This window comes from Acinetobacter sp. WU_MDCI_Abxd143, assembly GCF_025514195.1.
Lineage (GTDB): Bacteria > Pseudomonadota > Gammaproteobacteria > Pseudomonadales > Moraxellaceae > Acinetobacter > Acinetobacter pittii_H.
The window spans coordinates 261,986-283,367 of sequence record NZ_JAHPTH010000003.1 but is presented as its reverse complement, the minus strand read 5'-3'; the positions used below and the strand labels follow the sequence as shown (position 1 = coordinate 283,367).

The window sequence follows — 21,382 nt, the reverse complement described above, 5'->3', positions numbered from 1 at the left end:
AGAATTAAGCAGAGTTTGTTGATTATGCAAGGTATAAAGCGTCGAATTGTATATGTATCTTCTTACGAAGTAATCGGAATGATTATTTCATCAGTAGGGTTAGCGATTTTGGCAGGTGATAGTGTTGAACATACAGGGCCACTCTCTGTCATGATTACAACCATCGCTGTGACTTGGAATTTTATCTACAATATTTTATATGAGAAATGGGAAGCTAAACAAAGCAGTAATGTCCGTACAGTTAAGCGTAGAGTGGGGCATGCTATTGGTTTCCAACTTACCTTAGTCTTGTTTTTGATTCCTCTTATTTCGTGGTGGATGGATATTTCTCTGGTTGCTGCTTTTTGGTTAGATGTGGCCTTTATTATCATTATTCCTATCTATACTTTTATATTTAATTGGAGCTTTGATAAGTTATTTGGATTGCCTATTTCGGCACAGGCTAAAGCTCTACAAGAATAGTCACCAAATCATATTAATAAGCTATCAAGGTGATTAACTTTGATAGCTTATTAAGTTCAATTATTTGATTTGATCAATCACTAATTGTTTTGAAAATTTGAGTTGAGCTTTCTTGGCGAAAATGTAGTAAATCAATGCAGTAGAGATAAGTCCTACAAGCCATGATAAATCGATTCCTCCTAACATTGCTGCAATTTGACCCGTATAGAATTTACTATCAATAAATGGTAATTGAATCAAAATACCTAGAAAGTAGCAGGTAATACCAATCCGATTCCAACGGCCATACTTACCATTTGGATCATAGAGCGCATCTACATCACATTCTTCTTTAGAGATAAAGTAATAATCAACAAGATTAATGGCGCTCCACGGAATAAAAAAGGTAAGCAAAAACAAAATAAATGCTTTAAAGGCAGTTAAAAAAGTATGCTCACCTATAATTGCAATAAAGGTTGAGACTACAACCATTGCAAGGACAATCAGTAATCTTGTTATTTTTGAGATTTGATTTGTCGATTTGAAACTATTCCAAATCGTAGCAATACACATAAAACTACCATAGGCGTTTAAGGTCGTTAGAGTAACTTTCCCAAAAGCGATACTAAAATATAGAAAGGTTACGACAAGGGCAATTGGGTTCATACCCACAACATATTGAACTTCATTTCCGACAAAATTGCCGTTTGCAACCTGAGCGATTAAAACGCCTAAGCTCATAGAAATTTGTGAGCCAATTAAAGAACCTAAGCCGACAGCCCAAAAAACACGAGATGAAGATGTTTTAGTTGGAAGATATCGAGAATAATCTGCAACATAGGGACCAAAAGAGATTTGCCAAGATGCAGAAAGGGAAACTGCTAACAAGAATGAAGACCAGCTGAAATGACGTACTGCTAAGAGTTCAGAAAAATCAGAAAGTGCGAAGATCTGAGTCAAAATAATCACAAAAGCAATCAAACCAATAATACTGGCTACTTTGCCTACCAAATGGATTAAACGGTATCCAATCGTTGCGAATAAAATGATTAAACTTGCATAAATTAAGATACCAGTTGTATTGCTGACATGTGCTAAATGTGCAATTGCTTTACCAGCTAATACCTCTCCAGTTGCGGTAAAGCCAATATACATAAGGCAAACGAGTATGATTGGAATACACGCGCCATAAACCCCAAATTGTACACGGCTTGAAATCATTTGAGGGAGGCCAAGTTTAGGACCTTGGGCAGCATGTAGTGCCATGACGGCAGCACCAAAACATTGTCCTACTAATAAGCCGATAATAGACCAAAAAACATCTCCACCTAACACAACGGCTAGCGCGCCTGTCACAATGGCTGTGATTTGTAAGTTAGCACCAAACCATAGGGTGAATTGGGCAAACACTCCGCCATGTCTTTCATTTTCAGGAATAAAATCAATGCTTCGGTTTTCTATAAAACTACTATTAGGTTTCCCAGCCGATGAGTCCATTTCACTCTCCTTATCCTTTAAGAGCCACTCTATTCTTATTCATTCATATTTGTATAAGCAAATATAAGCATGTATATACAAGCAATTTTAAGAAGAATCAAATATTTTTGAATTGTGGGATATTAAAATTTAATTAAATAATTAATAAATAAAAGAAAAAGTATTTGACTGATTTTATTTTTTAAAAGTTAAATGATAAAAAAATAATATATGAAAAAGCCCTCAGCAGAGGGCTCGATTTTATGCATTTGCGTCTAAAACAAGTTGGAAATAAGTGGGAAGTTCAGAAAATTGTACCAGTTGAGTCTTATCCTCTTGCTTAAAATAGTACTGATAATTTGGAGTGTCTAAATGGTTATCTAGATATTGGGTTGCATCTGTAAACTGTGCTTTTGCAATCGGCTTATCTTTCTTGCATTTAATAATAACAGGATTTACGGAGTTTAATTTTACAGGAACGCCATTTTCAAATTTAGCAGTTTCAATCAATAAGGAAATTTTGAAATCACCGAAGGTTACACAGAAGTGGCCTCCATTTTCTGTCTTAATTTCTCTATCAGAGAAAAGATCTTTAAATAAATTCTTAAGAGATTCTCTGTGTTTATCTAAAGCAACTTGAAATTCATGATCTCGTTGCTCGATCTTTTCTTGCTCTTCTTGTAGCAATTTGGCTTGCTTTTCAATTGTTGTAAAATCCAGCTTCATTTTAATATCTCCTTTGGTTGTTTTAAAACTATATATGGCAATCATTTATTAAGTTTTAAAGAAACATACAGTATTTGTTACAACGGAATAATTAAGATGAGCTTTTGTATAAACCATCACAAATGTAAAAAAATATTTTGAAAATATAAGAATTTAAAGAAATTGTTGAGAAATAATTTATATACTTGAAATGCTGCTACATATTAAGCATAGATTTTTAATGTAGCAGCATATTTCTTATTTTGTACAATGTTTTGCCATAAGTGGAGTGCTTTTAATTTTAAAAAATCCTCCGCTACTCATTACACCAAGCATCACTAAAACTGTTCCTACTAACTGCCAGATATTGAGGGTTTGTCCAGTAAGTAGAGCAATTATCATACTAAACACTGGCACAAAGTTAAAAAAGACAGAAGCACGACCAGCACCTAACTTTTGTATACCATTAAACCAGAATAGATAAGCAATCATGGTAGAGCAGATAACAACATATCCCATGGCTAAGTGCGCATTTATAGGGGCAGATGCAATTGCTGTAAGAGGATCTTCAAATATCACACTCAACAAACCAAGTGTTATTGCCCCGAACATCATAGAGAAAGTTGTTGTCTCTAACGGAGTAGCATTTTTTACATAACGGCGAGACAGTACATTTGCTAGGCAAAATCCAAATGCGCCCAATAATATAAATAAATCGCCAATGTCTATTTTAAGGTGTAGTAAAGTCGTTATATGTCCCTGACTAATCACCAGTAATACGCCACTTAAGCCGAATAAAACGCCTAAGAATTTATTAGTAGTAAGTTTTTCACCATCTAAAAGGATTGTCATTAATAGAGTCATTAATGGTGTGGTTGCCATAATCAAAGCGCCGTTAACAGCTGAGGTGGTTTGAAGCCCATAAAAACAGCCAATGTTAAATCCCGCAATTCCGATGACCCCTATAATCAGATAGATCACTAGATTTTGTTTTAAGGCTGTCCATCTAAGTTGACCTGTTATTGAAAAGATTAAGAGTAAGCCTAGGCTTGCAATTGAAAACCGTTCAGATGCAGCAGATAACGGAGGCATATGTTGAATAATATAAGACATTGCATTAAATGCTGATCCCCAAAAAAACATTGTTAAGACAACACCAGCATAGGCATAAACCACCGTTCTGTTCATGGACAGGCTCCCATTAAGAAAGGTTTTATTCTCGACAAATCTATAAAGGTGTACAATTCCGTATTAATACACTTCTTATGTGAAAATTTGCACAATGATTGATTGGGAAAATTTGCATTACTTTTCAGTTTTTACCGAAGAAAAGTCACTTTCCGCTGCTGCCAGAAAATTGGGTGTAGACCATGCAACAGTATCTAGAAGAATTGCTCAGCTAGAACAAAACTTAAAACTTAAATTAGTTGATCGTAGACCACGCACCTACATCCTAACTCCTGATGGTGAACGTCTTGCACAAGTAGTTGCTCGTATGATGGAAGAAACTTTTTCGATCGAGCGTTTAACTCAAGCAGGTCAGCAAGAAGTAATGGGAAGTGTCTCTATTAGTATGCCTCCCTTAACTGCTGCACATCTCATCATGCCTCATTTGGGTAAATTTTATCGCCATTATCCGCAGTTAAAATTACGGGTGCTCGGTGATGTTCATTATGTTTCTTTACAGCATAGTGAGGCTGATATAGCGGTAAGGTTTGGACGTCCTAAAGATGAAAATTTAGTTGCTCGCAAAGTAGGTGAAATACCTTTTGGAATATATACGGGTCCAAATTATTTGGCTTCAACAAAGCCTGAAAATTATGAATGGATTAGTGTAGAAGTAGGAGGAGTACATGGTCAAAAACAGCAGAAGCTAAAGGAAAGATTAAACTATAAAGATCCAATAATGGTTACTAATCATCCTGAGCTGCAGTGGAGAGCTGCATGCGGAGAAATTGGTTTAGCGGTCTTACCAGATTTTTTAGGTGCATTTAGCAATTTGGTTAGATTAGAAGATGACTATCCAATGAGTGCTGAAATCTGGTTAGTTACACACGAAGATTTACGACATAGTCCTGTTATACGAGTGGTGGTGGACTTTCTTGTAAGCTGCTTCGAACCTTTCAAAATATAAATTTTCTTTAATAAACAAGGTAGATATAGATAGTAACAGCAAAGTGGTTTTATCTAGTTCTCAGAAAAAAAGCCTGCATCTTCCCGTGCTTGTTTTAAAGCTAATATAAAAGATAGCAATAAAAGTAGACCTATTAAAAATAGAAAAAAATCAATTTTACTAATTGCGCACCCTATGCTGAAAGCTCCTAGACTTAATAAAATAATACATAATATTTTCCAAAAAATGAGCATGTTACGTTCTAGTGAAAAGCCTAAGATCTTGTTTGTAATTGAAGGGGATTTCTAAATTTATTTATGTTTTTTTTCTTATAAATTATGTAATTCTTTATAATTGTTATAATCATTAATTCTTAATATTTAGATTTAAGTTATTGAAATTATATTAAATATTTTTAATCCACTTAAAAGCGGTCCTTTTAGATTTTCTTAAAATTAAGTTTTTATTAATTAATAGAATGATAATTCTTTAGAAACGCTATAGAATAGTTGTTTTGAAATTAAATATACTTTTAAAATTTATTTAAAACAATGACTTACTTTAATTTTTTAACTTTTTAATAAAAAAAAGACTTGATTTTCGAGCTAGATTTTGGAATTATAGTCAGGCAAATTGTGATCTATTTCCCACAATTTGTATTTCAGGTTAAGTGGTTATCACTAATGCTCATTTGCTATTTTTGCTTATGAGCATTTTTTTATGGAATTTTTTAATATAACTACAAAGTTCAAAATTTAAGATTCTTAGCATCTTTTAGTTTTTTATTTTTAAGAAAGGGTATGGGGATGAATTAATCATATTGAATAGTCACAGTTGCAGTTGCGGTAACTACACCTGCGGTTACATTAGGTGCAGTTTGATAGTAACGGGCAGTTAATGGAATATCATATTCTATAGTTTGGTTGGAATTGACTGTACCTATATTTTGTTTGGCTGTTTTTTGAATGGGGTTGTTAGCGCCATTCATATTCCATAGCAGTTCTACACCCACACCATTGGCTTTGTTTGAATTTGCAGCACTATTATTAATGACCTGATTATTGGTGGGGTCAGAGTTATAATCAAAACTTAAGCTGATCGTGTTGCTCGTAGCTATACCAGAGTTATTCTCGCCGCCATTACATACAATCGATAGGTTAAAACTCTGTTCACCTTGTGTTGAACCAATCGCTTTAAAACCTGACTTCATAACATTAGGAAGTTGCACAGGGGTATCTATTCCATTTTGAATTTCACATGATGAGGACGCGATTAGAATAGGGGCATTACTTAATACGGTAGTGGTTAGAAATGGGCGATTCTGTTGTCCCGATACATAATAAGTACTATAACGTCCTGCTACTAAGGCACCTGAACCTGTTGTCATCGCGGTTTTAATCACTTCCATAACAAAATACCCTGGAGAAAGCGTATAGGCTGTATTGGGCGTTAATGTACGTCTATAGGGATAATATCCAGAAAAATCTGAAGCATCTGCAGCTTCACGATAAAGACGAATACCAATACCGGGAATATTGGTTGCATAGACATTATTACCTATTGGACTAATTGGATAGTTTAAGGGAAGAGCTGCAATAATTTGATCACTCGCACGGCTACATGTTGCACTTGAGTTATTTGGAGAGATCGAAAAAGTATTCCTTTGTAATATGGTTCCTATAGGATCTGTCGGTTTTACAACGATTTTACCAATATTCATTGGAATATCGACAGTGGTAAATCCTTTACTTAAAGTACAATTTGCATTTGTATGGTTATAAGCAAATAAACTTACACCTAAAAATCCAATTTTTTTAAAAATATTATTCATTTACAGACTGCCTTTGTCATAATAATTGGTTGGTTGTTATGCTTTATTTGATCGGTTATATCGTATTCTAGTTCGCATTTTTCTGTACTCTTATCTCCCCATTTCACATATAAACGGTCATGGCTTAAGGGTGTTCTTAAATAAATACGACTGCCTTGCGCAACAATACCTATGACCTCGTTATTTAGGTTGTACACTTGCGCTGCAAAAGGTAAATGTGAGCCATATAAACTGGTTGTATTAATAAAAAGTGCATAACCTTTTTTTGTTGTGAATTGAACTTTAGTGATTGAACCTGCATAGGGTGCGATACGTAAGCTACTTTCAGCTAGCTCAACTTGCGTAGACATATTTTGCGGGTCAAGGCTAATATCATTCATACGGTAGGGTGTAACATACGGAATCACGGCATACCCCTTTTTGTTAATGCTTAGCCCTGGCGTATTCCCGACTTGTGCTCCTGTCGCATCTGGCGCGTAAACTAATACCATTGTTTGAGCTTGGTCTGGACCAAATAGAAGTCCTTGGGAGTGTGCAACGATATTGCCACTTAAGTTAAGCATTTCTTGTTGATAGGAATCGGCATAACTTATTGAAGCGCCAATGGTTGTGTAGTTTGTTTTATAGTTACTATTAATATTGAGGTTAGTTTGACCCTGACCTTGACTAGAAATTGATGCGCCGTAGTTCAAACGACTTCCTGTAAACCCGCTTAAGCTTAAAATTTGGCTATCTTTACTTAGAACACTATTCAAACTTAAAGAAGTTTTCTTAAAATCTAATGGAAAGGATAGGGAGGCTAGGTATTGAGTATCTTGGCCAGCCCGCCCATCAGCTTGGGTAATTTCACTATTAATTGCAGATAAACTATAAGTTAAATCTTTAAATTGATTGCTATAACCTAATTGGAACTGCTTATTAGGAGTAGTTTGATTCCAATAGTTTGTCCACGAGCCTACTAAATAGAAATTTCCCCACTGGTTTGGGAGGGCTTGATTTAAAGTAAGTTGGAATTCACTTTTTTGTTTGCCTACTGAAAAACTATCAATATTTTGTTGTTGTAAGTCTCGAATTAAAATTGCATCACGCAATTTGAGATAGTTTTCTGTTGAATAACGATAAGTTGCTAATGTTAAATTAGTATGCGTTGGAGAAAATAGCTTACTGTAACTTAAACGATAACTTTGCCCTGCCATTTTAGGCTGTTGAGCAAATTCGGCATTTGAGTGAGTGACATCAAAAGAAATAGCTCCAATTGGTGTTGAAAAAGCTGTACCTAATAATACAGAGAAATATTGTTGCGTCCCTTGAGCTGCACTATAAGCCGTGAGGTAATTATTAATTCCTCGTTGATATTTACCTTGGATTAACCATGGAGTTAATTTAACGTTTGAATCGCGGAATTGTCCTAAAGTGAGTGAATATCGACTCATTTGTGGGCGCAGCATTTCAATGACAGAAGCATAGGGAATAGAGAATTTTTGAATTGCTCCATTAGATTCAATTACTGAAACTTGTAATTCACCTCCAAATCCCGTTGGATAGAGGTCATTAATTTCAAAGTTTCCAAGTGGTACGGTGGTCTGATAGATTAAATTATCTTGTTGTCTCACCTCGACTTTTGCATTGGTTTTGGCGTAACCTCGGACTCTTGGAGCATAACCCACCATACTATTTGGAAGCATTCGGTCATCACTTGAAATATTTATGCCGCGATAGGGTAAAGAATCGATAAAATCGCTATTAGTAAAATAATCTCCTAAGGTCACAACACCATGAATCTGGGGAAAGGCCTTTTGTAAATATGTATTTGTTGAGGTATAAGAAGAATTATTGGATTGATAGCCAGGCTGACTTTGCCATTTCCATTGCCCATTATGGCGAAACTGCCAACTTGCTAAATTCGCTCCGAGATTGGTTCCCATAAAAGCATATGTATTTTCATGCTGTTCATTCACTATTCGATATGCTGTTGCGTTATAGGTTAAAAAAGCCGCATTAATACCGCGATCCCACAAATGTGGATCGATATAGCCCTGCGCATTTTTTTCTAAGACGACTTGTGGAATTGAAATATCAATTCTTAAACGGGAACTATCAAATACATAAAAAGCATTATCTATCCATGAAGCGAGATCTTTACATGAAAGAGATGAAGTAGAGTCATGTTGACTTAGAACATCAGCTTTTACACCATATTCAAGCAACATAGCTTCTGTAAAACATGTTTCAGCATTTGTGTTGGGAATTAGGGCATTAAATTGCATGCGCCGCTTACCTAGCCATTGACCATTCACATAGACATCTAAGCTGTATTCACCAGGTAAGATCGGGTTTCCATATTTGAATCGAGCTATATCAATTTTTTGTGCGTTACCGACTAAGAAATTACTATCAAATTCGGCTCTTGAGAAATGTGAAACATCAGTATTATTTTCAGCATATGCAGCCACAGACATGAATAGCGTAATACTTGATACGACGTAACAAGTAAAAGGGCTTTTTAAACATATATAAGGTATAAACCATTTAGACATAGTTTTAGAGCCTATTCATGATAGGTAGTTAAATTTTCTTAAGTAATACAGTGAGGTTAGAACTTTATTAGATGCTCAACTCGTCCACCGTAATCATTGATATATACAAAGCTCATATCTGCTAAGTTTTTATTTTTTAGTTTTATTTTATCCTCTGAAAAAGGGGCAATCATTAGACCTTGCTGTAATAAGTCTGTTTTATGACCTTCACTTGTTTGAAAAATTGAAGTAATAGTGAGGAAAAACGGCGTAGGATTTTTTATCGCTATATATTGATCATTTATTTTCCATTCGACTTTGTCACTGAGTTGATCAACATTTTCTTTTAGGCCTGTAGGGCGATAAAAGAATTTAATTCTTGAGCGAACAGCAAGTTGCAAAAAATTATTAGAGGTAGAAGTGGCTTGGTTTTTTTGTTGAGTTTTTTCTTCCGGTTTAGGAGGTATATCTAAAACATTAAGCCAAAAAATCGATTCTTGTTGCTGGCTAAGTTGAGATGAGGTTGGTAAAGCTGTAATTCTTAAGGTTTGTCCCTTAGTCGCCTCTACCCGCGAAATCGGTGGTGTAATAATGAAGGGGACATTTGCTTCATCTGGTGTTGACTTGGCATTTCCATCATCAAGCCATGCTTGCACAAGAGATGGGGCAGTACCGTTATTACTCAGTTGTAATGTGATTTCACGTGCATTTGAAGGATAAATGACACGTGTACCGTGTAGAACAATTTCAGCATGACCCGTAGTAGTTAGTACTGCCTGTAGGCAAACTAATCCCCAAAAAAATTTACGACCACGAAAAAGCATGAGTCATATTCTCAATAATAAATAATAGGTAGGAGATAGCTTCTATTCATGAATAGAAGCTTCAATTTTAATTTTATTGATAAATAATCGTGTATTTTACTTGCGATGTTACCGTACCGGCAGTAGAAGCGCCTGTAGCATAATATTCAGCATAATAGTTAAGGTCAGCACTACCACCTGCTGAAACATTTACCCATTGTGAATTCGTTTGAGTTTCATTGGTGCTTGTAGCAAGTACAGGAATTACAGCGTTATTGCTGCCAAGTAATTGAATATTCACATTTGTTGCTGCACCAGAAGTGGCTTGGTTTAATAATCGGCCCGTATTAAAGTCAACGGTAGCACCTGGTTCAAAATAAGTTGCAACTTTACCAGCAGCGGCACAGTTCGTTAAGTTAATTTGAAAAGGCGTACGACCAGCCACATCACCTGCATTCTTTAAGGTTTGAGATGAAACTGTAGGTAAATTGATTGTTAAATTTTTATCTCCAGTATCAATAGTACAAGTATTATCCGTGACAAGACCATTAATAGTAATTGTGCCATCTGCAGCTTGTGCATTTGCTATATTTAAGAGAGAAACAGCCGCCATAAAAATAAATTTTTTCATAAAATCCCCAGAATAGCCTTTTAAAATAAAATCCATTACTTTTCAGTAAGTTTATTCTGATTAAGTAAGGCGATGGAAATATATCACTTTTCAAACAAAAAACAAGAAAAACATTATATTTATATATATTTTGATCAATTTATTTTTATTAAGAATGAGTGGGCAAGATATTTTTTATCATTTGGTAAAATAATTAACTATTATATCATTAAAATAAAATTAAAAACTTAAAATATTTAAGTGTTTGTATTTTATTAAATTAATTTAAATTTAAAATATTTTTTATTATAAAATTGTTGAATATGGCGTTAAGTTGTTGTTTTATAATATTAAATGTGTTTTTCATTTAACTTGTGAAATAATTTATTTTTTTAAGAATTTTTTAAGATTCAATTCCTACTGTTTTAGTTGTAATTTAATAAAAGATAATCTGGAGTTCAGTTCCATGAATAGTATGAAGTATAGCTATAAACCTAATTACTTTTTCTTTGCTCATAAATTAGTTTTATTTTTAAAGGATTATCTCATTAAGCATCCGACGGAACAGCAAACAACCTTTAACTTGCAAACTATTTATGACATCTTTAGCCATGATCTTGCTTCGAGTACGACAAATCTTGAAGGTATCTTAAATATTGCAGATGAATATGTCTTTGAAACAGAAGATGGCTTACTTCCATTAATTAGTAAGCATTCAGTCAATCTCAAAAATCATGTACTTTCTTTAGAATTTACACCTCAAGCCTTGGCAAGTCTGTTGTCAGGTCGTTCGTTGGTAAATCCTAAAGCAGCTTAGATTTTCTTTTAAGGTAGAGTGAACTCATATAAAATTCATAAAATTTATTTTTAAGAGTTATTTATGAGTAAAGACTTTAAGGCCTTAACTTATATTGTGGATGAGAATGTAGCAGATACAGTGACTTGGCTTTTACACCACCAAGATGTTTTTGATTCTTTTAATTTTGATGTGTTGAGCCAAGAATTTACAGTAACGCATGCAGCCGGCAAGGATATTATTCGAGTCGGAACCTTTCTAAATGCCACTTACGGAATATTAGTAACTTCTATATAAATGAAAAAAGCCCTGAATGATCAGGGCTTTTAAATTTTTAAGAGTTAAGTTAAGCACTCATTGCATCTACTGATAAATCGGCAACCGTTGGTTTTGGTTTTTCAGCTGTTAAACCTAGTTTATTAAATAAAGCTTGGTCTTTACCTTCACCAGCATTTGGTGTGGTCAGTAATTTATCGCCAGAGAATAATGAGTTTGCACCAGCCATAAATGCTAAGGCTTGGTCTGAATCACTTAATGATTCGCGGCCCGCAGAGAGACGGATATAGCTATGCGGCATGATAATACGCGCCACAGCAATAGTACGGATCCATTCAATGACATCAAGCTTTTCAACATCGGCTAAAGGCGTTCCTTCAATAGGAACAAGCATGTTGATTGGCACAGATTCAGGATGAATTGGTAGGGTAGCGAGTTCATGTAATAAACCAATTCGGTCTTCATGACTTTCGCCTAAACCTACAATACCACCACTACAAACTTTCATACCAGCTTGACGAACATAATCAAGCGTATTTAAACGATCATCAAAAGTGCGGGTACTAATGATGTGAGAATAATACTCGCGAGATGTATCTAGATTGTGGTTGTAATAATCTAAACCAGCAACTTTTAGGCGTTCTGCTTGAGATTGGTTAAGCATACCTAAAGTCATACAGGTTTCCATACCTAATGCTTTAACTTCGCGTACCATTTCTAAAACATAAGGCATATCGCGCTCATGTGGGTTACGCCAAGCAGCACCCATACAAAAACGTGAAGAACCTGAATCTTTGGCAGCTTTCGCTTCACTAATTACTTTTTCAACAGCAATACGTTTTTCTGCTTCTAATTTTGATTCGTAATGTGCCGATTGTGAGCAGTATTTGCAATCTTCAGGACATTTACCCGTTTTAATAGATAAAAGGGTACTGACCTGAATCGAATTGGCAGTGAAGTGCTCACGATGTACTTGTTGAGCCTTGAAAACTAAATCCAAAAAAGGTTGTTCATATAAAGCTTGGATTTCTTCACGATTCCAATCATTACGTAGAGTCATTGTCATATCCATGATGATGGCATTAATTCACTACACATAATCATACAGAATTCGCATTAAAGCTATAGGGCAAAAAACATCATTTTTTTAATTTGATAGCTGAAGTTGATTAAGTTGTTGCTCAATTGCCCAATCAATATGCACATTGACGATTTCGTCATGTAAATTTTTGCCATTTTGTAGTTGATCTACAATTTCTTTTGAATAAGGAGCATTTCCTAATCCGATTGCAATATTACGTTTAAATGATTGATAACCTGTCCGGCGGATAGGGCTACCTTCCGTATTGGCTAAAAAAGTGGCTTCATCCCACTGCCAGATATCAAGCAGACTAATATTATCTAATCCATGCCTAGGGTTGAAATCGGTAATAGAAGCTTTTTTTGCAAAGCTGTTCCATGGACAGATTAACTGACAGTCATCACAACCAAATATTCGGTTACCAATACCTGCACGTAATTCTTCAGCAATAATTCCTTTATATTCGATAGTTAAATAAGCAATACAACGTCTTGCATCTAACATGTAAGGCTCGACAATTGCTTGCGTCGGACAAATATCAATACAAGCGCTACAAGAACCACAATGTGCTGTTGCAGGCTCGTCGAAAGGTAGGTCGAGTGATGTAAATAGCTCACCTAAAACAAAAAAAGAACCTGATTTTTTATGAATGAGCAAAGTATGTTTGCCTGTCCAACCCATTCCAGCACTTTCTGCTAATGATTTTTCAAAAATAGGTGCCGAATCTGCAAAAGGACGAGATTCAAAGTCACCAACTTTTTCACGAATTCGTGTTGCTAAGGTTTTCAATCTACCACGCATGACTTTATGGTAGTCACGGCCACGTGCATAACGGGCGATAATGGCAGAGTTTGGTTCGAAAGGTACATATCTGGGTTTTGGAGATTCCACAAGATAATTCATACGGACACAAATAATACTTTTGGTGCCAGGAACTAATAATGTTGGATTAGCTCGCTTTTCTAGATTTTCTTCTAAATAGGTCATGTCCGCATGATAACCACGTTCTAGATACTCTAAAAAACGTGGCATTTGCTCTTGAGCATCTGGTTTTGCAATGACACAATCAGCAAAACCCAAGTCTAATGCTTGAGCTTTGATCCATGCTTTTAATTCATGTGGATCAATTTGTTGCACTGCAATGCGTGATGTGTCAGAAGATGTCATAAACCAAAATGCAAGAGGATAATAATATGCAGGCGGTAGTTTACCATAGCGATGATATTCGAGCATGGGAGCAGCGCTGGTTTGCTGCGCAAAACTCATCATTAGGCTTAATGCAACAAGCAGCTTGGTTAATCACTCAACAGCTCATCGTACTTTTTGAAAACCATGCCACTAAGAATATTGCGGTCTGGTGTGGACAGGGGAATAACGCAGGTGATGGCTATTTTATAGCGAGTTATTTGAAACAGGCTGGATTTCAGATTGAAATATTTGCGGCTCAATTGGGTGAGTCAAATGATTTACATTGTGCAGCGCAATTCGCTAAAGAAATGAAAGTCCAAATTCATCCAAATTTTAATGTGGAAAGAACATTTGATTGTCATATTGATGCTTTATTTGGTATAGGCTTAAATCGTGAATTAAATACTAATTGGCAACAGGCTATTCAACAATTTAATGAACAATCTGGTCTAAAAATTTCGATTGATATACCGAGTGGCTTGCATGCAAATACAGGCTGTGTTTTACCTTGTGCAATACGAGCTGATCATACCTTTACTGTTTTAGGACTTAAAGCTGGATTATTTACAGGACAAGGAAAAGAATATGCGGGACAAGTTCATTTAGTTAGTCTAATTCCTATAGATCACGAGCTGAAACCTCTGGCTTATTTGGCCCCCATAAATATTAAACTTCCTCAGCGTATGGCATTTGGGCATAAGGGAAGTTACGGGCATGTTTTAGTGGTGGGTGGGCATGAACAAATGGGTGGAGCAGTCATTATGGCTGCTGAAGCTGCTTTTCATGCAGGTGCAGGTAAAGTGACGGTGGTTTGTCATCGTAATCATCATCAAGCTATTTTGTCGCGGGCACCTAATATTATGCTCCGTGATATTAATGCTTTAGATGAAGAAAATATTAGAGAGATTTTATCTCAAGTTGATGCAGTATGTTTTGGAATGGGGCTAGGGCGAGATGAGTGGGCTAAACAAATCTATCAACAATGGTATAATTTGTTAAATCAGAGTACACACCTAGAAACTGTTTTAGATGCAGATGCTTTATGGTTTCTAGCAAAGCAACCTGAAAAATTGGGTGCACATGTTTATGCGACGCCTCATCCGGGAGAAGCTGCTACCTTACTTGGTTCTTCTACAGCGCAAATTGAAAATGACCGAATAGCTGCAATTTATGCGTTACAACAAAAATATGCAGGCCAATGGGTACTTAAAGGAGCGGGTAGCTTAATTTTAGAGAATAACTTGTATATTTGTACGCAAGGTAATGCTGGTATGGGGACGGGTGGAATGGGTGATGTGTTAGCAGGAATGATTGCAAGCTTGAAAGCCCAATTCCACAAAGATATTGCATTACATGAGATTGTTACCCTTCATGCACAAGCAGGAGACCTTTTAGCTAAAAATGGTATGCGTGGCTTGCAGGCTTTTGAGATGAATCAGGCAATTACTCAAGTCGTAAATCAATAAATTTTTAACGTCTGCGACTGCTAGAGCGACTTCGACCACGTGCCATACCACCTAAAGCATTTAAAACAGACAGTTTGCTCATACTTCCCGATGCATGAGCATGGCAAATGGCAGCAGCAAGAGCATCGGCTGCATCGGATTGAGGCTTAATCGTCAAATTAAGTAATCGCATGACCATCATTTGAACTTGTTCTTTATCGGCAGCGCCATAACCAACCACAGACTGTTTAATTTGACGGGCAGTATATTCTGCAACTTGTAAATCTAAATTAACTAATGCGGCTATGGCAGCACCACGGGCTTGCCCCAGTTTTAAGGCAGAGTCTGGGTTTTGAGCCATAAAGACTTGCTCAACTGCAGCTTCAGTAGGGCCATGAAATTTCACTATGCGCTCAACGCCAGCAAAAATACGTTTTAAGCGCTCTGGCATTTCCTGAGTTTCAGTTCGGATTGTACCGGCATCAACAAAACGCAGTTTGCTACCATCTTTTTCAATGATTCCATAACCTGTTAAGCGTGAACCCGGGTCAATTCCAATAATCAATGCCATGTGAAGACTTATATAAGTAATTTAGAGAGTATTGTTACATAGCCAAAACGGTTATGCATGAGTAATTTAAAGAAAGCCGTGATGAATGGTTATTTTTCGGTTTTTATCTTACCCATCGATATTGTTTAAAATCATTTGATGTAATTCTATTTTAATGGAATACTTATCTATAATTTTGGAATTTATGTCTGTGATAGATGGAAGATATTAATATACGCATTGCGCAGCAAGTACGTAAACTACGTCTATCACGTGGATATACTCTAGATGTTCTTGCTAGTCGATGTCAGGTAAGCCGTTCTGCAATTTCACTCATTGAAAGAGGTGAGGCAAGTCCAACGGCGGTTGTCCTTGAAAAGCTGGCAAATGGTTTAGGGGTTCCTTTAACTCAACTATTCGCCACTTCACAAAATAATCAATCACCACAACCTATAGTTCGACGTATTCAACAATCCGAATGGAAAGACCCTGAAACAGGATATATTCGCCGTCAAGTCTCTCCTCCAAATTGGAAGTCTCCATTTCAAATTGTTGAAATTGAATTTCCGGCTCATGCCCGAATTACTTATGAAATTAATGAAACCTCTAATGTTGTACAGCAACAACTTTGGGTAGTTGAAGGGCAAATTGATATTCAATTAGGTGAAGCTTGTTATGCTTTAAGCAAAGGAGATTGCTTAGCAATGCAACTCAACCAACCTGTTATATACACTAATAATTCAGCTCAAGTCGCTCGCTATATCTTAGTCGTCTCTAGTCAACTCGTATCTGCCGTTAAGGAATCGTTATGATCTATTCCCTCAATTCTAATTTTCGCTTAATTGATTGTAATGAAGCAGAACATGCAGCGGCTATATTAGAGATACTGAATGAGGCAATTATTAATTCTACAGCACTGTATGATTATGTACCGCGCTCAATTGATTCAATGAAAACATGGTTTTCAGTTAAAAGAGAACATGGTTTTCCAGTGATTGGTATCGTGGATGAGACAAACAAATTATTGGGTTTTGCGAGCTGGGGGACCTTCAGGGCTTTTCCTGCTTATAAATATACTGTTGAACATAGTGTTTATATTCATCATGAACATCGTGGCAGCGGATTAAGCAAAATTCTAATGCAAGAATTGATTAAGCGTGCTCAAGAGGCAGACTTACATGTATTGATAGGCTGTATTGATGCAACCAACCAAGCAAGTATTGGTTTGCATGAAAAAATGGGCTTTATCCATGCAGGTACTTTTAAGCAAGTCGGTTTTAAGTTTGGGCAATGGTTAGATGCTGCTTTCTATCAGTTAAATTTAAATACACCACATACGCCAGTGGACGGATAAATAATAAGGTTTTCAAATTTCAAGTTTTAAAATAACCCAGTTTATAAGGATGAATATAAGCTGGGCTATAAAGTTCAAATTATAAAATACCTAGCTGCTCTAATCCTTTATAAGCAATTTCTTTTCGAATAGAACTAGGTGTTCCTTTTTTCATTTCTAAATTGAGTGAGAACGCTACAATTTCTCCTTGTGGTTGAACGACCCAGCCTGTTAACCAGCCAACTTGTGGTTCAACATCCCATCCCCAACCGCTTTTAGCGTAAATTTTACGTCCGTTTTTTTCTTCTACGAACACCATAGATTGAACTTGTTCTTGTACATTTTTGCTAAAGGGAAGAGTTTTATGGGCTAATTCATAAGCAAACTGGGTTTCTTGCTGAGGTGTAATTTTAAGGGGACCGACAAGCCAAAAATTATCTACTTTTGAACCAATATCAGCATTACCGAAACCAATACGCTTGACCTCTTTGGACATAAGATCAAGGCCAATTCTTCGCGCTAGTTCTTGATAGACAGGAATAGCAGAAGCTTTCATGGCCTCACCCAGAGTCATATCCTTTTCCCAATCAGGAAATAAACGCTTTTGTCCATCCCATTTGAACATTTCAGTTGTCGTTGCTTTATGATGTTCAAGTCCAATTAAAGCATTTAGCATTTTAAATGTAGAGGCGGGAACATATTCGGTTGATGCTCTTTTAAGATTATTGCCATAAATTTCTTCGGTTTGCCCACGCTTAATCACTAAAACTCCCGTGGTCTGTGCCTGATCAAACAGTGATTTAATTTCTTCTGAATTTTTATGAGTAGAAATAGCGTGTATTTGGTGCTGTTGTACTGTATTGAAAGAACATGCTGACAAAAATATGGTACTAATAGCAAAGAAAAGAGCTTTTTTAGTCATAAGGCTATGTAGGTTTAAAAATATTATTCTTTAATTTAACTTGAATAGCGGTGCTTTTAGATAGAGAAAATGTAAGCTATTTGTGTGAGCCGTCACTTAAATATCATTTTTTAATCCTTTAAAAACTATACATATTCAAAAAAGTTAAGACTTTTTATTTGACTAAAAACTGCTGGTGAGAGAGCTATACTGTCTAAATAGAGTAAAAAAATTAAAATCTGATAAAAGTCGCACTTGATAAACCAGATAGAGCACTCATTAATAATAAAGCATGTTTGTTTTTATCGAGTTAAAATCAAATGTACTCTAGTATTGCAGACTCTGACTGATTCGATAGGGTTGGGGCAAATAAAACTGCAATGAATTTTCTTTTTGAGATAGATAAAGTTTTACATGAATTTACTTCTTATTGTAGTTCTGGGCGCGATTGTTGAAATTGCCGTATGGATTGGCGTAGCACAGTTCATCAGTGGATGGTATGTGTTCTTTTGGTTCATTTTTGCTTTCTTTATTGGTTTGGGGCTTATTCGCAAAAGTACTGCTGGTATTATGCCTCAATTACAACAAATGCAGATGACAGGCCAGCTTGGTAATGATCCGGCAGTAACTAAAAAACTTGCTTACGCTTTTGCAGGTTTCTTATTAATGTTGCCAGGTCTTGTTTCTGATGTGTTAGCTGTTTTAATTCTGATCCCTGGTGTTCAAACTGCTTTCCGTAATATAGCAATGAAAACTCTTGCAAAGCGCCAACAAGCTATGATGGAAAAAATGATGGGTGGTATGGGCGGTAATATGGGCGGACAAAACCCATTTGCTGATTTAATGCGCCAAATGCAAGATATGCAGAATCAACAAGGTGGCAATAGTCAAGGTCAATACCGTGATTCAAGCATTATTGATGGTGAAGCTAGAGAAGTTACTCCAGATCATAAGAAAATTGAACATAAAAATAAGGATTAATCATAACCTTATTTAAAGGCCTAATCCTCCAGAGTTTAGGCCTTTTTTATTTTAAGTAGATATATATTATTTATTTAGAGATTCTTCAGTCCCGCTAAGATCTTTTTGAGCCAATTCAGTTTGGTCTTCTTGTGGTTTTGTTTGAGGTTGATATTTGTTGGAAGCTAAGGCAGTTTGCTTATTTTCAGATTGTTGATAACCTCGGCTTCTGTTGGCTCTTTCGCGAAAGCCACCTTTATTAATGAGCTTTGTATGTGACATGCATTTGCCTCAAATGTGAGATTATTCGCTTATTTTAACAAATTAGGCAAAATATCAAAATAAGAAAAATAGTCCTATAAAAATAATATTTAATTTATGTTTTTGTTTTTATAGAATATTTTTTAATTGACTCAATTGTTCATCTAGATTGAATTATCTTTTCATTTCACATAGGATAAATATAAAGGATGTATAAATTAAAAAATGTAGCAAACCTATTAAAACAACAACGGTTGAAATGAGGGAAGGAGGGTTACCTATGCTATATCAATACCATTGTGCGTGTTGCGACAAAGTTGTGGCATCAACAGATAAATCATGCCCATACTGTGGCTCACAACATATTCGAAGTCCTTATGGCTTATGGATGTTTTGTGTGATGGCTTGTCTAGCGGTTGTCGTTGTATTTAAAGTTGTCCATATCTATATCCAGAACCATCAAGATACTCCTACGCAGTCAACATTACTTGATGTATTAAATCAGGATGATAAAACGACAAGACAATAGACTTTGATTACAGCTATAAATGATATGGCGTCAAGGATGATTGCTAGAAGACCAAACCCTACATACCATAGAGTTTTAAGTATAAAAAAGCCCGCTCAAACGCGGGCTTTTTTATGACGGATATTAGAGGCCAGCAGCATCTTTAAGGGCATCAACTTTATCAGTTTTTTCCCAAGTAAATGCAGAGTCTGAACCTTCACGACCAAAGTGGCCATAAGCCGCAGTTTGTTTGTACATTGGTTGAATAAGGTCCAACATACGAGTAATACCAAACGGTCTTAAATCGAAGTGGTCACGTACGAGTTGAATAATCAACTCATCAGAAACTTTTGCTGTACCAAAGGTATTAATTGAAATTGAAGTAGGTTCTGCTACACCAATGGCATAACTCACTTGAATCTCACATTTGTCAGCAAGACCGGCAGCTACAATATTTTTTGCAACATAACGACCTGCATAAGCAGCAGAACGGTCAACTTTAGATGGGTCTTTACCAGAGAAAGCACCACCGCCGTGACGAGCCATACCGCCGTATGTATCAACAATAATTTTACGACCTGTTAAACCACAGTCACCTACAGGTCCGCCAATTACGAACATACCTGTTGGGTTAATATGGAATTTAGTAGCTGCATGGAACATTTCAGCAGGGATGATCGGTTTTATAATTTCTTCAATAACCGCTTCTTTAAGCTGGCTTTGAGTAATTTCAGGATCGTGCTGAGTAGATAAAACAACAGCATCTAAACGTACAGGCTTGCCATTTTCATAGGCAAAAGTAACTTGGCTCTTTGCATCTGGGCGTAACCATGGAAGGGCACCTGAACGACGAAGTTCAGCTTGACGCTCCATTAAGCGATGAGCATAAGAAATCGGCGCAGGCATAAGCACGTCTGTTTCACGACTTGCATAACCGAACATTAGGCCTTGGTCACCAGCACCTTGATCTTCTGGTTTTTGACGGTCTACACCTTGAGCAATTTCAGGTGATTGTTTACCGATCATATTAATTACAGCACACGTTGATCCATCAAAGCCAAGATCAGAGTGGTGGTAACCAATACCGTTAACAGTATTACGAACAACAGCTTCAACATCAATATTAGCAGTCGTTGTTACTTCACCTGCAAGTACAACAGCGCCTGTTTTTACCAGTGTTTCACAAGCAACACGTGCGTATGGGTCTTCTTTTAAGATTGCATCCAAAATAGCGTCGCTAATTTGGTCGGCCATTTTATCGGGATGACCTTCGCTTACAGATTCCGAGGTAAAAACAGCGTACTCGCGCATGAAAGTCCTATCTTGGTTATTTCAAAAGACATAATATGTTACATCGACTTGAGCTTGAGGACCAGTTCATACTGACTAAAAAGCATGAATTTATTGCATTTATAGTGTGTTTTAATTGATAAGTGTATTAGTAAAATTGATATAGAGAGTTATAATTTAAAGTATTTATATTTTAACAACTTGTTGCTCGTGTGTTTTTTAGACATATAAACCAATAAAAGATTTTATCTAAAAATTTGGACTTTAAAGAAAACTAATACGATCAGCTTATGCAAGA

23 protein-coding genes are annotated in these 21,382 nt (G+C 36.1%); 9 read left to right on the top strand and 14 right to left on the bottom strand.

The window, feature by feature from the left end; translation table 11 throughout:
* Positions 1-24 precede the first annotated feature (24 nt).
* Positions 25-462, top strand: a complete 438-nt coding sequence (locus KTI79_RS09390; RefSeq protein ID WP_032053744.1) for a PACE efflux transporter — start codon at positions 25-27, stop codon at positions 460-462.
* Between the two features lie 60 nt (positions 463-522).
* Here KTI79_RS09390 and KTI79_RS09385 read toward each other — a convergent pair whose 3' ends face one another.
* The 3 genes from KTI79_RS09385 to KTI79_RS09375 all read right to left on the bottom strand — a co-directional run bounded on the left by KTI79_RS09385 (position 523) and on the right by KTI79_RS09375 (position 3,810).
* Positions 523-1,938, bottom strand: coding sequence for a purine-cytosine permease family protein (locus KTI79_RS09385; protein WP_086375771.1), 1,416 nt, complete (start codon positions 1,936-1,938; stop codon positions 523-525).
* Between the two features lie 240 nt (positions 1,939-2,178).
* Positions 2,179-2,643 carry a hypothetical protein gene (locus tag KTI79_RS09380; RefSeq protein WP_014206549.1) on the bottom strand — a complete coding sequence of 155 codons (465 nt, stop codon included), beginning with the start codon at positions 2,641-2,643 and terminating at the stop codon, positions 2,179-2,181.
* Between the two features lie 237 nt (positions 2,644-2,880).
* Positions 2,881-3,810, bottom strand: a complete 930-nt coding sequence (locus KTI79_RS09375; RefSeq protein WP_032053746.1) for a DMT family transporter — start codon at positions 3,808-3,810, stop codon at positions 2,881-2,883.
* Positions 3,811-3,904: 94 nt separating this feature from the next.
* Between KTI79_RS09375 and KTI79_RS09370 the strand changes: the two genes are divergently transcribed.
* The gene (locus KTI79_RS09370) at positions 3,905-4,756 is read left to right on the top strand and encodes a LysR family transcriptional regulator (protein ID WP_032053747.1); all 852 of its coding nucleotides are present in this window, start codon (positions 3,905-3,907) and stop codon (positions 4,754-4,756) included.
* Between the two features lie 53 nt (positions 4,757-4,809).
* Here KTI79_RS09370 and KTI79_RS09365 read toward each other — a convergent pair whose 3' ends face one another.
* The 5 genes from KTI79_RS09365 to KTI79_RS09345 form a co-directional block, all read right to left on the bottom strand.
* Positions 4,810-4,989, bottom strand: a complete 180-nt coding sequence (locus tag KTI79_RS09365) for a hypothetical protein (RefSeq protein WP_032053748.1) — start codon at positions 4,987-4,989, stop codon at positions 4,810-4,812.
* A gap of 557 nt (positions 4,990-5,546) precedes the next feature.
* Positions 5,547-6,566: a fimbrial protein gene (locus KTI79_RS09360; RefSeq protein ID WP_032053749.1), complete on the bottom strand. Its 1,020-nt coding sequence runs from the start codon at positions 6,564-6,566 to the stop codon at positions 5,547-5,549.
* A complete protein-coding gene (locus tag KTI79_RS09355; RefSeq protein WP_079284178.1) occupies positions 6,563-9,019 on the bottom strand; it encodes a fimbria/pilus outer membrane usher protein in 2,457 nt (818 codons plus the stop codon). Before KTI79_RS09355 ends, KTI79_RS09360 begins: the two co-directional genes overlap by 4 nt.
* Before the next feature lie 140 nt (positions 9,020-9,159).
* Entirely contained in the window at positions 9,160-9,906 is a 747-nt protein-coding gene (locus KTI79_RS09350; protein WP_032053751.1) for a molecular chaperone, read from the bottom strand.
* Positions 9,907-9,979: 73 nt separating this feature from the next.
* On the bottom strand, positions 9,980-10,552 hold the full coding sequence (locus KTI79_RS09345; protein WP_032053753.1) for a fimbrial protein: 573 nt from the start codon (positions 10,550-10,552) through the stop codon (positions 9,980-9,982).
* Positions 10,553-10,961: 409 nt separating this feature from the next.
* Between KTI79_RS09345 and KTI79_RS09340 the strand changes: the two genes are divergently transcribed.
* A complete protein-coding gene (locus KTI79_RS09340; RefSeq protein ID WP_032053754.1) occupies positions 10,962-11,312 on the top strand; it encodes a hypothetical protein in 351 nt (116 codons plus the stop codon).
* A 63-nt stretch (positions 11,313-11,375) separates the two neighbouring features.
* Complete coding sequence (locus KTI79_RS09335) at positions 11,376-11,588, top strand: hypothetical protein (protein WP_032053755.1); 213 nt, start codon at positions 11,376-11,378, stop codon at positions 11,586-11,588.
* Positions 11,589-11,637: 49 nt separating this feature from the next.
* On the opposite strand, the gene bioB is transcribed toward KTI79_RS09335, so the two are convergent.
* Both bioB and queG read right to left on the bottom strand, forming a co-directional pair.
* A complete protein-coding gene (bioB, locus tag KTI79_RS09330; RefSeq protein WP_086375772.1) occupies positions 11,638-12,627 on the bottom strand; it encodes a biotin synthase BioB in 990 nt (329 codons plus the stop codon).
* A gap of 87 nt (positions 12,628-12,714) precedes the next feature.
* Positions 12,715-13,815: a tRNA epoxyqueuosine(34) reductase QueG gene (gene queG / locus KTI79_RS09325; RefSeq protein ID WP_032053756.1), complete on the bottom strand. Its 1,101-nt coding sequence runs from the start codon at positions 13,813-13,815 to the stop codon at positions 12,715-12,717.
* A 26-nt stretch (positions 13,816-13,841) separates the two neighbouring features.
* Between queG and KTI79_RS09320 the strand changes: the two genes are divergently transcribed.
* Entirely contained in the window at positions 13,842-15,302 is a 1,461-nt protein-coding gene (locus KTI79_RS09320; protein ID WP_086375773.1) for an NAD(P)H-hydrate dehydratase, read from the top strand.
* A gap of 4 nt (positions 15,303-15,306) precedes the next feature.
* Here the strand turns inward: KTI79_RS09320 and ruvC are convergent, their stop codons facing one another.
* Positions 15,307-15,852, bottom strand: coding sequence for a crossover junction endodeoxyribonuclease RuvC (ruvC, locus tag KTI79_RS09315; protein WP_002121356.1), 546 nt, complete (start codon positions 15,850-15,852; stop codon positions 15,307-15,309).
* Between the two features lie 197 nt (positions 15,853-16,049).
* Here ruvC and KTI79_RS09310 point away from each other — a divergent pair, with 197 nt between their 5' ends.
* Positions 16,050-16,643 carry a helix-turn-helix domain-containing protein gene (locus KTI79_RS09310; RefSeq protein ID WP_032053759.1) on the top strand — a complete coding sequence of 198 codons (594 nt, stop codon included), beginning with the start codon at positions 16,050-16,052 and terminating at the stop codon, positions 16,641-16,643.
* A complete protein-coding gene (locus KTI79_RS09305; RefSeq protein ID WP_032053761.1) occupies positions 16,640-17,185 on the top strand; it encodes a GNAT family N-acetyltransferase in 546 nt (181 codons plus the stop codon). Before KTI79_RS09310 ends, KTI79_RS09305 begins: the two co-directional genes overlap by 4 nt.
* A 79-nt stretch (positions 17,186-17,264) precedes the next feature.
* Here the strand turns inward: KTI79_RS09305 and KTI79_RS09300 are convergent, their stop codons facing one another.
* Positions 17,265-18,086, bottom strand: a complete 822-nt coding sequence (locus KTI79_RS09300; RefSeq protein WP_032053762.1) for an OXA-213 family carbapenem-hydrolyzing class D beta-lactamase OXA-819 — start codon at positions 18,084-18,086, stop codon at positions 17,265-17,267.
* A gap of 393 nt (positions 18,087-18,479) precedes the next feature.
* Here KTI79_RS09300 and KTI79_RS09295 point away from each other — a divergent pair, with 393 nt between their 5' ends.
* Complete coding sequence (locus KTI79_RS09295; protein ID WP_032053764.1) at positions 18,480-19,046, top strand: FxsA family protein; 567 nt, start codon at positions 18,480-18,482, stop codon at positions 19,044-19,046.
* Positions 19,047-19,112: 66 nt separating this feature from the next.
* Here KTI79_RS09295 and KTI79_RS09290 read toward each other — a convergent pair whose 3' ends face one another.
* Entirely contained in the window at positions 19,113-19,307 is a 195-nt protein-coding gene (locus tag KTI79_RS09290; RefSeq protein ID WP_032053765.1) for a hypothetical protein, read from the bottom strand.
* A gap of 259 nt (positions 19,308-19,566) precedes the next feature.
* On the opposite strand from KTI79_RS09290, the gene KTI79_RS09285 reads away from it, so the two are divergent.
* The gene (locus tag KTI79_RS09285) at positions 19,567-19,815 is read left to right on the top strand and encodes a hypothetical protein (RefSeq protein ID WP_002121448.1); all 249 of its coding nucleotides are present in this window, start codon (positions 19,567-19,569) and stop codon (positions 19,813-19,815) included.
* Positions 19,816-19,938: 123 nt separating this feature from the next.
* Here the strand turns inward: KTI79_RS09285 and metK are convergent, their stop codons facing one another.
* The gene (gene metK / locus KTI79_RS09280; protein ID WP_032053766.1) at positions 19,939-21,105 is read right to left on the bottom strand and encodes a methionine adenosyltransferase; all 1,167 of its coding nucleotides are present in this window, start codon (positions 21,103-21,105) and stop codon (positions 19,939-19,941) included.
* Between the last annotated feature and the right edge of the window lie 277 nt (positions 21,106-21,382).

What these genes read in the sequence shown, in the direction of transcription:
- KTI79_RS09390 (WP_032053744.1), top strand. Translation starts at nt 25, where the DNA reads ATGCAAGGTATAAAGCGTCGAATTGTATATGTATCTTCTTACGAAGTA.
- KTI79_RS09385 (WP_086375771.1), bottom strand. Translation starts at nt 1,938, where the DNA reads ATGGACTCATCGGCTGGGAAACCTAATAGTAGTTTTATAGAAAACCGA.
- KTI79_RS09380 (WP_014206549.1), bottom strand. Translation starts at nt 2,643, where the DNA reads ATGAAGCTGGATTTTACAACAATTGAAAAGCAAGCCAAATTGCTACAA.
- KTI79_RS09375 (WP_032053746.1), bottom strand. Translation starts at nt 3,810, where the DNA reads ATGAACAGAACGGTGGTTTATGCCTATGCTGGTGTTGTCTTAACAATG.
- KTI79_RS09370 (WP_032053747.1), top strand. Translation starts at nt 3,905, where the DNA reads ATGATTGATTGGGAAAATTTGCATTACTTTTCAGTTTTTACCGAAGAA.
- KTI79_RS09365 (WP_032053748.1), bottom strand. Translation starts at nt 4,989, where the DNA reads ATGCTCATTTTTTGGAAAATATTATGTATTATTTTATTAAGTCTAGGA.
- KTI79_RS09360 (WP_032053749.1), bottom strand. Translation starts at nt 6,566, where the DNA reads ATGAATAATATTTTTAAAAAAATTGGATTTTTAGGTGTAAGTTTATTT.
- KTI79_RS09350 (WP_032053751.1), bottom strand. Translation starts at nt 9,906, where the DNA reads ATGCTTTTTCGTGGTCGTAAATTTTTTTGGGGATTAGTTTGCCTACAG.
- KTI79_RS09345 (WP_032053753.1), bottom strand. Translation starts at nt 10,552, where the DNA reads ATGGATTTTATTTTAAAAGGCTATTCTGGGGATTTTATGAAAAAATTT.
- KTI79_RS09340 (WP_032053754.1), top strand. Translation starts at nt 10,962, where the DNA reads ATGAATAGTATGAAGTATAGCTATAAACCTAATTACTTTTTCTTTGCT.
- KTI79_RS09335 (WP_032053755.1), top strand. Translation starts at nt 11,376, where the DNA reads ATGAGTAAAGACTTTAAGGCCTTAACTTATATTGTGGATGAGAATGTA.
- bioB (WP_086375772.1), bottom strand. Translation starts at nt 12,627, where the DNA reads ATGACTCTACGTAATGATTGGAATCGTGAAGAAATCCAAGCTTTATAT.
- queG (WP_032053756.1), bottom strand. Translation starts at nt 13,815, where the DNA reads ATGACATCTTCTGACACATCACGCATTGCAGTGCAACAAATTGATCCA.
- KTI79_RS09320 (WP_086375773.1), top strand. Translation starts at nt 13,842, where the DNA reads ATGCAGGCGGTAGTTTACCATAGCGATGATATTCGAGCATGGGAGCAG.
- ruvC (WP_002121356.1), bottom strand. Translation starts at nt 15,852, where the DNA reads ATGGCATTGATTATTGGAATTGACCCGGGTTCACGCTTAACAGGTTAT.
- KTI79_RS09310 (WP_032053759.1), top strand. Translation starts at nt 16,050, where the DNA reads ATGGAAGATATTAATATACGCATTGCGCAGCAAGTACGTAAACTACGT.
- KTI79_RS09305 (WP_032053761.1), top strand. Translation starts at nt 16,640, where the DNA reads ATGATCTATTCCCTCAATTCTAATTTTCGCTTAATTGATTGTAATGAA.
- KTI79_RS09300 (WP_032053762.1), bottom strand. Translation starts at nt 18,086, where the DNA reads ATGACTAAAAAAGCTCTTTTCTTTGCTATTAGTACCATATTTTTGTCA.
- KTI79_RS09295 (WP_032053764.1), top strand. Translation starts at nt 18,480, where the DNA reads ATGAATTTACTTCTTATTGTAGTTCTGGGCGCGATTGTTGAAATTGCC.
- KTI79_RS09290 (WP_032053765.1), bottom strand. Translation starts at nt 19,307, where the DNA reads ATGTCACATACAAAGCTCATTAATAAAGGTGGCTTTCGCGAAAGAGCC.
- KTI79_RS09285 (WP_002121448.1), top strand. Translation starts at nt 19,567, where the DNA reads ATGCTATATCAATACCATTGTGCGTGTTGCGACAAAGTTGTGGCATCA.
- metK (WP_032053766.1), bottom strand. Translation starts at nt 21,105, where the DNA reads ATGCGCGAGTACGCTGTTTTTACCTCGGAATCTGTAAGCGAAGGTCAT.